Raw genomic sequence first — 10347 nt, 5'->3', positions numbered from 1 at the left:
GTCATGGGATGGGAAGCCGGCCAGGAGGACCAGGTACTGCAGAACCTCCGGGCGCACGGGCACAGGACCGACGCGACCGTGGTCGGCATCGCCAGTGAGTCGGAGGAGGGCTCGGCGACCTCCTTGACCGTGCGCTTTGGTGCACCGTCCGGCACTGTACGCGCGGATATCGATGTCTCAGGCTCGGCCACCGACGCGAAGCCCGGAGCGCACGTACCTGTCGTCTACAACCCGTCGGACCCCACCGAGGTCCGCCACGCTGACCATCTGGACGGACACGAGGCCGACGGAATTCGAGAGGGTTCTGTGGTGTTCGGACTGCTCGCGGCAGGAATTCTGGTGGGGACCGCCTGGGAAGTGGCGCGTGCCAAGCAGCAGCCAAAAGGCGGCAGGACGCCGGACACCCACCGACCCGTAGCCTGAAGGCCACGATGCAACTCGTGACCAACGCCGCCCGGCTGCTCCTGCCTCCGTCCCGCAGCCCTGCGGCTGCCGCGCAAGGTGGGCGCCGAGGAACCGGACCGCGCCGGAAGGTGTGTCGGCGTTGGCAACCGCTCTGCGCATCGTCATCGCCGGCGCGGTGAAGCGTGCGGCGTCAACCGGCGGGTCGTGCGAACCCGTGGCGTGCCCAAAACAGGAACCGTCCACCACGAGGTCGGGCAGCTGGCTGCCGCACACGGGAGGGCGCTGGTGTTCGTTTTCGTCTGTGCGAGGTGCGGTGCCGGGCTGACCGTTCCTTTGTCCCGGGTTTCTCTTCCTGCTCATGCTCGTCAGAAGTACGGGATGGGTAGATAAGCACGTGAAGCTCCGGGCGGATAGGTTGATCTTGGTCGACATCCGATCTACCAGGAGCTTCACCATTTCCCAAACGCCACCACCACGCCAAGGGGCCAGCCGCTCAAACAGGTTGGAGGCGACTCAATGGGCGGAGGGCCGCTGTGTGGTGGTGTTACCCGAGGGACGCGAACGGGTTCGAGAACGAGGTCAGGTCGCTCACGCCGACCAGGCTGAGCTCGCTCGGTTCGATCTCGGAGCCGGACAGGACCACGTCAGTGCTCTCGACGCATCCCCGTGCGACCCAGTAACGGTTGCTGCTGTTGCGCCAGAGCTCGAACGTCATGGGTTTCCCGTCTGTGGTGATGGTGACAGGTTCGGAGGCCGGAAGGCTAGCCGGGGGTTCCTTACCGGGGTGGTAGTAGATCTCGAAAGCTCGGTCCAGGGCCTCGCTGGCCTCTGCATTGCCGGAGGAGGCGCTGAAGACCGTGACGTGCTCGACCTGAGGGTCGAAGTACGGAGAGCCGAACCACAGGTACACGTGGATGTCACCAGTGGCTCGGTTGTAGCCGTGACCCGTGACCTGCCGTGATTCCGGCCAGTTGGCGTCGACAGCGAAGACGCTGAAGCCTTCTGCCGGGCCAGGGATGCCTTGCCCGTTCATGGGATCTCCCGCGTGCTCGTCCGTGATCAGGCATCCTGCCACCGCGAGAGAACCGGCGGGAAGTCGGGTCGGCGTCCACGGGCTCGAGCCTGGGGCTGGTCGGTGCACGCACACACGATGCAGCACCACCCGCATCACCGGCTTGGTCAAGCCCGTCCTCACCCTTCACCTGACAACGGCAAGCTGAGGTTGGAAAAGGCTCCCTACGTTGTTCTGCGGGAGACGGTGAGCCCTTCGTATGGTTCACCCACCCAGGGGCACCGGGTGTGGTTGAAAAGGCTCTGCCGCTTGTGGCTCTCAGTGATTGGCCGCCCGGTGCCCCACGACGACTCGGCTGCCAATTAGGAATTGCGAATGATCGCTCCGTAGGGAATCGACAGCGAGGTCGTCCGTGGGAGGCACCAGCAACATCACCGCACGGAGGCACCACATGGCCGCGATCTGGCCGGCATTGACGCAGGCAAGACCCACCACCACTGCGTCGCGATCGACGACAGCGGCCGACGGCTGCTGTCGCGACGCGTCGCCAACGACGAACCCGAACTGTTGGAGCTCCTCGCCGATGTCCTGGCTCTGGGCGACCAGGTGACCTGGGGCATCGACCTGGCCGACGGCGGAGCCGCCCTGGCCATCGCCATCCTCCTCAACCATGACCAGCCGCTGCACTACATTTCCGGCCGGGCCATCCACCGCGCCTCTGAGAGCTACCGCGGCGAGGGAAAGACCGACGCCAAGGACGCCGCCGTCATCGCCGACCAGGTCCGCGTCCGCCGCGACCTGCACCCCTTACGCGCCGCCGACGACACCATCACCGATCTCAAGCTCCTCACAGGCCGGCGCATGGACCTGGTCGCCGACCGCACCCGCACGGTGAACCGCTTGCGAGCCCAGCTCACCGGCGTCTTCCCCGGCCTGGAACGGGCGCTGGAGGTGACCAACAGCGGCCCGCTCATCTTGCTGGTCGGCTACCAGACACCAGCGGCCATCCGCCGACTCGGCGCTAAGCGGCTGGAGACCTGGCTGCGCAACCGTCACGTGATCCGCGCCGACCGGCTCGCCGAGATCGCCGTCCAGGCCGCCGACCGGCAGCACACCAGCCTGCCCGGCGAGAAGCTGGCCGCCCAGCTGGTGCACACGTTGGCGAGGGAGGTGATGGGCCTCAACCAGCAGGTCGCCGAGCTCGACAAGGACATCGAAGCCAGGTTTCGCGACCACCACACCTTCGACGTGATCACCAGCATGCCCGGTCTCGGCGTCATCCTTGGCGCCGAATTCCTGGCTGCCACCGGCGGCGACATGACGGTCTTCGGTACTGCTGACCGACTCGCCGGCTTCGGCGGCGTCGCCCCCGTGCCCCGTGATTCAGGAAAGATCAGTGGCAACCTGCGGCGCCCGCAGCGATACAACCGCCGCCTCCAACGCGTCTTCTACATCTCGGCGTTGTTCAGCATCCGGCACTGTGAGGAATCGCGTCAGTTCTACGATCGCAAACGTGCCGAGGGCAAGCGTCACACACAGGCCGTCCTCGCCCTTGCCCGCCGCCGCGTGAACGTCCTCTGGGCGCTCCTGCGCGATGGACGGTGCTACGAGATCACGCCACCCAGTGCCCTCGCTGCTTGACAGACCGCATTAGGAATCACTGTGGGAGACCGACCGCCCCGTGCCCGTCTTTGACCGTGTCTACTGCGCCTGCCGCGGTGAGCTCCGCGACTGCAATCGGTTTGCCCCTCCGAGTCGGGTCTCTGGAAGAAGTCCGCCTCATGCGGCGGCTGTACCTCTACTCAGGCGACAGGCCAAAGTGTAATTGTGCCGCTGATAATTGCCCCCTCGGAACAGGTGGCGAGTCGTGTGCCATCCGGGCTGAACGCCACCGCCCGAACATGGCCTTTGTGCTGTAGTTCGCGGATCTGCCGGCCGGTGGGGACATCCCAGATCCGCGCCGAGCGGTGGCCGCCGGTGGCGAGTAGTGTGCCGTCCGGGCTGAACGCCACCGCAGGAACATGGCCTTTGTGCTGTAGTTCATGGATCTGCCGGCCGGTGGGGACATCCCAGATCCGCGCCGAGCGGTGGCCGCCGGTGGCGAATAGTGTGCCGTCCGGGCTGAACGCCACCGCCCATACGTAATCATCACCGTGCTGTAGTTCATGGATCTGCCGGCCGGTGGGGACATCCCAGATCCGCGCCGAGCGGTGGCCGCCGGTGGCGAGTAGTGTGCCGTCCGGGCTGAACGCCACCGCAAAAACAGCACCCCTGTGCTGAATTTCATGGATCTGCTGGCCGGTGGCAGCATTCCAAATGTGGGCCCCGGGGCGGGGTTCCTCTTCGTTGACACGGTTGGTGGTGGTGGCGATCTGGGTGCCATCCGGACTGAATGCCAGTGCGTATTGACCGCGAATGTCGAACTCGAGCAGTTTTCGGCCGCTGTCAGCATGCCATACCTTGATCGCCCCGTCGTCGGTATTAGCAAGCTGATGCCCGTCCGGACTGAACGCCACCGCGTTCACCTCTGGCATAAAGGCTGCTTCGGACCTGATTTTTAAGCGTTCGGTACCTGTGGTGTCATAAACGTGGATCACCCCAGACCCCTGGCCGCTGACGGCGATTCTCTGACCGTCCGGATGCCATGAGAGCGATGAGGCTCCGAACCGTAGGTGCGCGATCTCTGTGGAATAAGCAGGGGTTTCATGACGGGCGCTTTCAGTCACTGCGGCGTTTTGGCCTGCGGCGTCAGGCTGCACAGCGGTCATTTCGGTCAGCGTTTCCGGTACCTGCTGCGAGCTCGCTGCGGTGGGGCGCTGGTCGTGCGCGGTACGCAACTCGGAGAGCCTCTTACGGCGCAGGCAGATCTCGCGGCGGTGGACTGCGTCGCGGTATCCGCTGCTGTCGGTCAGGATTCGGTCGTAGAGGGACGCGGCACCGGCCCAGTTGGCGTCGTCCTCGGCAGCGCGCGCCTCGGCGTACCAGCGCTCCAAATCGTCGCCTTCGGCTTGTTCCAGCGTGTGTCGGGCCTGGGTTGTGAGACCGTCGGGGTCGGCGGCGGCCGGGTCGAGTCCGTGGAGTTCCTCGCTGACGTTGAGGACGGCCTGCCACTGGCCGGTGTCGGCGAGGTAGCGCAATTCGGCCTGCAGGTTCTCGATGCGCCGCCGGGCGCGGCAGACCTCGAGCCTTTGAGGGGTGTCCTGGTAGTCCGGGTCGGTCTGGAGGAGCTCGGTGTAGATGTCGATGGCGGTGTCCCAGTCGCCGGCGGTCTGTGCGTCTGTCGCGTGCTGGTAGAGGTCGCCGAGTCGGCGCTGGCGGGTGGCGGTCTCCTTGAGCGTGGCCGCGTCACGGTTGCCGGGGTCGAGGATGAGCAGGTCATCCAGTACCTCGATGGCTTTGTCGAGGTTGCCGAGGCGTACTTCGGCGCTGGCCATCACGTACAAGGCCCGCAGCTGCGCACGGCGCTGCGCCTCCTCCGCCCCTGATGCCAGAGGTCGTCCCTCAGGCGGGGGTTGCCCTGGGCCTTGGGTGGGGGTTGGTGGTGCGGTGAAGGTAAACAAGTGGGTGCTCTCACCGCGGACATAGAGCACGGGGGTGATCCATTCCAGTGTGGTGCTCCCGCCGCCGAGCATGGAGATGCGGCTCTGCCTGACGGCTTCGTCGATGGTCTGACCGTAGGCGAGAGAGGTGTAGAAGCCGTGGGAGAAGCGGACCGCGGCCCTATCGCTGATGGTGAACTGCATCGCGGCGACTGCGCTGATCCCTCTGCGGACCAGTGCCGCCCCGGTGCTGGAAAAGACGTCATGCACCCCGCCTTGCGCCGAGGCGCAGGAGTTCAGGACGACCAGTCGTGGGGCGGGGTCGACTGCGGTGAGCAGGTCAGCCAGCCGGGATGCCTCGACCATGTCCGCAGCGCCGTTCTCGCCCACGAGCGCGATCAGTCCTTCGTCGGTGTCGCTGTCGTAGTCGCCGTGGCCGATGAAGTGCAGGACGTGCCACTGCCTCTCGAACAGATGAGCGTGCACGCTGTCCCAGCCGGCCTGTTCCACCCACGCCAGCTCAACGCGGCCTTCGGCGATCGGCTTGGCCAGGGCCTGTTCAAGGCGTTCGCGTTCGGCATCGACATCCAGCGGGGGCAACCCGCGCGGCGAGGCGATAAGAACCAGGATGCGTAGCGGTGGTGTCACCGGCAGCGGTTCGGGGGTGCCGTCAGCGGCAACGTGCCGGACCAGCGGCTCGTGCCGGCACAGGTACGAACCAGTTTCCGGGTCGAACAGCGTCTCCCATGGCAACAGCGCCAACTGTGGCGCCTCCAGCCGCAGCACCACCCGCAGCTTCTCGTGCCGCTCCTGCGCCACCCCAAGACTCGCCCGATAGGCCCCGTAGACCGGTCCGGTGAACAAGGACTCGAACAAATGCTGCCCCACCTGCTGCACCGGCTGCTCGGACACCGGCGTCTTCCGCCGCGCCGACACCGACGACGCCAGCACCGTCCTCTCCAGCTCCGGACGCAATTCCACCAACTCATCGATGCCCAAGCGCAGCGCCGCGCAGGGTTCCCCGCCCGAGGGAGCACGGATCACCCGCACCTCGTACTCACCCGGCTGGACCGCACACAACTCCAGCTCCAGGTCAGTGGCCATCGCTACCCCCTTCCATGCCAAGACCCACTGGTGAGTGCCCGCCGCTGTCCTTGACGCAGGCACGGCCCGCACCGTAAGGCCGCAGGAATTCCATTGCCCCGTCCTCCCTGTCCCGGCCAACCGCGCCGACACGACGGCTCCTCCACCTGCTCCCAGTCCGGCCCGGCCACTCGGGCTCGCGCGCAAGGTAACCGGTACGTAAGCAAGGAGGGCTTTCGGTGTCTTGGGTTCGGCCGCCGAGAGGGCACACGGTCACTCGGTGGTGGGGTTGTGGGCGCTCCGATGCCAGGTGAGGGCAACGCTGAAGTTGGCTGTGGTGCTCGCGGCTGCGATGAACGCGCCGGCCTCGGCGTGCAGGTTGAGTCCGAACTCGACATGGATCTCGTCCACCGCCTGTGTCACCGAGCGGAACTGGGCCACGACGGCCTCGACGGCCGGCTGCACATGGCGCACCGCCTCCTCAAAGGTCCGCTCCGCCCGCTCGGGAACCGTCGCACCCCGCAGGCCACGGGTGACTGGCCCGGCCGCTTGTTCCCTGACCTCTACCAGCACCGAGCCGCCCTCGGCGGACTGGAACGCAACGAGCTGCTCCATCGGTGCTCCTGCCGGTGCGAAGGGGTCCTGGGGGCGAAAACGGCGCCAGAGCGGGTGTACTGCTGGCCGCAGCAGTCTTCGCATGCCTTGTTTACGACAGACAGCTACCTGGTTCGGGCAGCGCGCGGCCAGCCGGTCACGATCCACCCGAATGGGGGCGGAGCGAAACTTCACTTCGGCCGTCCCTCCCCGGCCGTGCCGTGCTTGCGCAGGCGACCATGGGCCGGTGGCGAGGGAGAGTGGCTGTTGCGTGGGGGTACCGCAGGCCGGGGCTGGGAACTGTAGGCCGTGCGGGTGGTGGCACCGGCGAACGCGATGAGCCCGTTGGGCGCTCACCGCACGGTGGCCGATGAGCGTCACGCGCCGGTCGATGAGGTGTGAAGCCCCCTGGTGGGTGCGGCGGGTGTTCACCGCGGGGGAGAGGGTGCCTCGGCTTCAGATGTGCGCGTGGGGTGTACTTGAACAGCCGTGGTGGACGTCGGACGACGAATTCGCATACCTGCTGCGTGCGGCTGCCACAGCCCCCGATCACGGCAAGCTCCGACCATGGCGATGGGTCCTGGTACGCGGGGAAGGGCGCGTCGCCCTGGGGCGCTGCTTCGCCGACGAGTGCGCGGGGCCCGAGTCGCGGCGGGAACCAGCACACCGCGGTGCATGGGCCGCTGGCCGGGATCCAGCTGCATCTGTTCGCCCCAGGCACCGCCACCGCCGCTTCGCCGAGCAGGCCCGCGCGGACGGAGACGTCGAGGCAGCGAAACTCTTCAGCGAGATCACCGCCGACGAGGGCCGCCACCGCGACGCCTTCCGCACGGCCCTCAAGGTCGTCACCACCGGCCGCGGCACCATTCCCACGCCGCCGAAGGCCGACGTGGTGTCGGTGCCCGCCGGGCTGCCGAAGGTCAAGGCCGCCCGCACCAAGGCCAACCTGGACACCGCCCTGCACGGCGAGGCGCTCGCCGTGCAGCGCGAGGCGGTCGTGGTGGAGTGGATAGTCGCCCCAGGCGGGGTTGGGCGGAGGCGGACTGCTGGACCTCAGCTGTCGTGAGTTCGCGGTTTGGTAGTGGTGGTCGTGAGTTGGTCGCCGAGTGCGCTTCTCCGGTACAGCACATGCCGTCCGTCACGTGTGCGGGTGAGCAGTCCTGTGGAGTGCAGGACACGCAGGTGTTGGGAGACCGCGCTTGGGGTGACCTTGAGACGGCGGGCGAGCTCTACGGTGGGCAACGGCTCTTGCAGGAGGCTGAGCAGTCTCGCTCGGGATGAACCGAGGAGAGACACCAAGGCGGTTGTGTCGGCGGTCGGCATCTGCGGGCCCCACAGCGTGGCTACTGCCCGGCTGGGATAGACGAGGCTCGGAGGCTCGTCCGGGCTGACGGGGGGCGCGGGTTTGTGTGCGAACACGGACGGCAGGAGCAACAGTCCCCGGCCAGATGCCGCAACCCGGTGCCTGCTGATCATCTTGCGGATATGCAGTTCTCCGTCCTGCCAGCGCAGGTTCGGGTGCATGTCGGCGAACAGCAGTCGGGCGCCCCCCAGGGCGAGCCGGCGGGCGCGGTAGGTCATGTCGGCTTCCAGCACCAGTCGCATCTGCGGCCACACCGGCTCGAGGGCCACCTCCCAGTACTGCCGCAGGAGATCGCAGATGGCGTCGCGGAGTCCGGCGACAGGTGCGTCTTCGGCGGCGGTGGCGTCGCGGAGCGCTTCTGGAACAGGGTCGGGTGCGTGCGCAAGCAGCAGGTCGTGGCGGACCCGAGCGCAGGACGCCTGGCGGACGACGGAGAGTTCTTCTTCGAAGGCCGGCGCGAAACTCGTGGGGTTCGGGGTCAGGAAGTCGGGGAGGGTACGCCGCTGGGCGACCAGGGACATCAGTAGACCGGTGTCGAGCGTGCCGAGTCTGCCGAGTACGGACCTGCGCCAGGGCAGGTGCAGCGCGGACAGGCCCGGATCCTGGAGCACTCGCAGGCTGAACAGGGTTTCGTGCAGGGGGGAGAGGGCGAAGCGGGTGTCCGCGAGGTCTTCGACGCCGAGCACAAAACTGATCATTAAGTCATACGCTACATCGATTGGCGGCGCAACGTCGATGCCGTGGACTTCCTCCCATGAAACACACAACTCATGTGCCACGCATGGCGGTTGTCGCCGGTGCTGCCCGCGGGATCGGCGCCGCTGTGGCCAGGCGCCCGGCGGGCGACGGCTTGGCGGTCGGCGTGATCGATCTGGACGAGGCGGACTGCACCGGTACCGTGGATGCCCTCACACCTGTCGGCGGGGCAGCGCTGGCCATCGCCGCTGATGTCGCCGACGAGGCCGCGGTCACTGCGGCCCTCGCCCGGATCGCCGCCGCGTTCGGGCCGCCGACGGTGCGGGTCAACAACGCCCGCATCGGACCCCGTGCCGACCTTGTGGACATGACCACGCAGCAGTGGGACACGGTCTTGGGGATCAACCTCAGCGGCCCTTTCTTCGCCGCCCGTGCCGTCTGCCCGCACATGGTGACGGCCGGCCGGGGACGCATCGTCCACATGTCGAGCATCTCAGCGGTCGGTGATGCTGGCCGCGTCGACTACGCCAGCGCGAAGGCGGACTTGATCGGATTCACCAAGTCCCTTGCTCTCCAACTCGGACCGCATGGCGTGACGGCGAACGTCATCGCGCCGGGATTCGTCGTGAGCGACATAACCAGGTCCTCAGCCCGGCGGCTCGGCCTGAGCTTCGAGGAGTTTAGGCACAGGGCAGAGCAGTCCATCCCGGTCGGCCGGGTGGGCCTGCCTGACGACACCGCGCATACCGTCTCCTTCCTCCTAAAGTCCCGGGGCGGGGTTCGTCCCCAGCCAGGTCACCCACGTAGCGGGCGGGCCGGTGGACTGAAGGTATGAGCCGCCGGATGGTCCTGATCCTGGCTGTCACGTGCGCCGTGGCGGTGGGCAACATCTACTTTCCGCAGGCCATCGGTCCGCTGGTCGCCGCCGGGCTGCATGTGTCGCCCGATTCGGCCGCTGGGGTGGTGACCGCCACACAGGCCGGCTACACGGCCGGGATGGTCTTGCTGGTGCCGCTTGGCGACAGGCTCCCGCACCGCTCGTTCCTCGTCGTCCTCCTCGCTCTGGCCAGCTTGGCACTGCTCGCAGCGGGTTGCGCACCGACTCTGCCGGCCCTCATTGCCGCCAGCACCCTTGTCGGCCTGACCACCTTGGGCGCGCAGATCGTCGGCCCCCTGGCGGCTGGTCTCGTGGCCGCCGACCGCCAAGGAGCCGTGATCGGCACCCTGCTGAGCGGATCGACCGGCGGCATGCTGCTGGCCCGGACCTTCAGCGGCACGCTCGGTGAGTGGCTGGGCTGGCGGGCCCCCTACCTGGCCGCCGCGGTCCTGGCCCTGCTCCTCGCCACCGTCATAGCGTTCGCGGCGCCGACCACAACTCCGTCCTCCCGCCAGCGGTACACAGCACTCCTGGCCGAGCCGCTGCGCCTGCTGCGCACCGAGCCAGACCTGCGCCGCTCGTGCTTCTACCAGGCAACCGTCTTCGCCGGGTTCTCCGCGGTCTGGACCTGCCTGGCGCTCCTGCTCGCCGGACCGGCCTACGGGCTGGGTGCCCAGGCGGTAGGAATGATTGCCCTGGTCGGAGCAGTGACGATGGTCTGCGCCCCGCTCGCCGGCCGTCTGGTGGACCGCTACGGTCCCGATCCAGTGAACCTGGT

The 10347-nt window shown here is 67.5% G+C and carries 8 protein-coding genes and 1 pseudogene; 5 read left to right on the top strand and 4 right to left on the bottom strand.

From position 1 onward, the window contains the following. On the top strand, nucleotides 1-423 hold a 423-nt coding region (locus ACIPM1_RS33425; RefSeq protein ID WP_402441079.1), incomplete at its 5' end, for a DUF3592 domain-containing protein. 526 nt (nucleotides 424-949) lie between these two features. Here the strand turns inward: ACIPM1_RS33425 and ACIPM1_RS33420 are convergent. Further along, complete coding sequence (locus tag ACIPM1_RS33420) at nucleotides 950-1588, bottom strand: hypothetical protein (RefSeq protein WP_402441077.1); 639 nt, start codon at nucleotides 1586-1588, stop codon at nucleotides 950-952. Nucleotides 1589-1879: 291 nt separating this feature from the next. On the opposite strand from ACIPM1_RS33420, the gene ACIPM1_RS33415 reads away from it, so the two are divergent. Then, nucleotides 1880-3058 carry an IS110 family transposase gene (locus ACIPM1_RS33415; protein ID WP_402441080.1) on the top strand — a complete coding sequence of 393 codons (1179 nt, stop codon included), beginning with the start codon at nucleotides 1880-1882 and terminating at the stop codon, nucleotides 3056-3058. A gap of 161 nt (nucleotides 3059-3219) precedes the next feature. Here ACIPM1_RS33415 and ACIPM1_RS33410 read toward each other — a convergent pair whose 3' ends face one another. Continuing rightward, on the bottom strand, nucleotides 3220-6060 hold the full coding sequence (locus ACIPM1_RS33410; RefSeq protein WP_402441075.1) for a CHAT domain-containing protein: 2841 nt from the start codon (nucleotides 6058-6060) through the stop codon (nucleotides 3220-3222). Nucleotides 6061-6312: 252 nt separating this feature from the next. Further along, nucleotides 6313-6654 (bottom strand): CU044_2847 family protein, encoded by a 342-nt coding sequence (locus tag ACIPM1_RS33405; RefSeq protein WP_402441073.1) that lies wholly within the window; start codon nucleotides 6652-6654, stop codon nucleotides 6313-6315. A gap of 439 nt (nucleotides 6655-7093) precedes the next feature. On the opposite strand from ACIPM1_RS33405, the gene ACIPM1_RS33400 reads away from it, so the two are divergent. Next, nucleotides 7094-7699, top strand: coding sequence for a nitroreductase family protein (locus ACIPM1_RS33400; RefSeq protein WP_402441072.1), 606 nt, complete (start codon nucleotides 7094-7096; stop codon nucleotides 7697-7699). Here ACIPM1_RS33400 and ACIPM1_RS33395 read toward each other — a convergent pair. Next, complete coding sequence (locus ACIPM1_RS33395) at nucleotides 7687-8694, bottom strand: ArsR/SmtB family transcription factor (RefSeq protein ID WP_402441070.1); 1008 nt, start codon at nucleotides 8692-8694, stop codon at nucleotides 7687-7689. The two genes, ACIPM1_RS33400 and ACIPM1_RS33395, sit on opposite strands and share 13 nt — an antisense overlap. Before the next feature lie 56 nt (nucleotides 8695-8750). On the opposite strand from ACIPM1_RS33395, the pseudogene ACIPM1_RS33390 reads away from it, so the two are divergent. Together ACIPM1_RS33390 and ACIPM1_RS33385 are read left to right on the top strand one after the other, a co-directional pair. After that, a pseudogene (locus ACIPM1_RS33390) lies at nucleotides 8751-9519 on the top strand (SDR family oxidoreductase). 16 nt (nucleotides 9520-9535) lie between these two features. After that, nucleotides 9536-10347, top strand: an 812-nt coding sequence (locus ACIPM1_RS33385; RefSeq protein WP_402441068.1) for an MFS transporter, incomplete at its 3' end; no start/stop codon positions are given.

The organism is Streptomyces sp. NPDC086766 (assembly GCF_044746005.1).
GTDB lineage: Bacteria > Actinomycetota > Actinomycetes > Streptomycetales > Streptomycetaceae > Streptomyces.
This window is presented reverse-complemented; position numbering and strand designations above follow the sequence as displayed.